Genomic DNA, 529 nt, shown 5'->3' with positions numbered 1-529 from the left:
ACGTGGTCGAACAGAAACTTGTAATCATCGACGGCGGCGCTGTACGGCATGGAAAGAACTCCTGAGAGGCGGGGGTGCCTTGGCAAGGACCGCGCGGCCCTGATATGGGGCCAGGCACTGTTGGGTGTTGCGGTCAGCATGAAGTGGCCCGCCGACACCCGCAACCCGAACGCGGCGTCACGGAAAATGCAATGAGCGGCAGCACTGAAAGACTGGCGGCGGACGCCGAAGGCCTTGCCCGGGCGGCGGCGCTGCTGGGACGCGGTGCGCTTGTCGCTTTCCCGACAGAGACGGTTTACGGGCTCGGCGCCGACGCCCGCGACGGTCAGGCGGTGGCGGAGATCTATGCGGCCAAGGGGCGGCCCAGCTTCAACCCGCTGATCGTTCATCTGGCAGATGCCGACGCGGCCCGCAAGCTGGTGCACTGGTCCGACAGGGCCGAGGTGCTCGCCGCCGCCTTCTGGCCCGGTCCTCTGACGTTGGTATTGCCCCTGCGGGCGGGCCATGGCCTGTCGACGCTGGTCACCGC

1 protein-coding gene is annotated in these 529 nt (G+C 67.7%); it reads left to right on the top strand.

Annotation, left to right across the window (positions count from 1 at the left end; translation table 11 throughout):
- Positions 1–191: 191 nt before the first annotated feature.
- A partial coding sequence (locus tag A3764_RS20780; protein WP_150122352.1) for an L-threonylcarbamoyladenylate synthase occupies positions 192–529 on the top strand: 338 nt, incomplete at its 3' end.

Source organism: Sulfitobacter sp. HI0129, assembly GCF_001635395.1.
Taxonomy (GTDB): domain Bacteria; phylum Pseudomonadota; class Alphaproteobacteria; order Rhodobacterales; family Rhodobacteraceae; genus Sulfitobacter.
The sequence above is the reverse complement of the archived record's forward strand: the minus strand, read 5'-3'. Positions and strand labels throughout refer to the sequence as shown.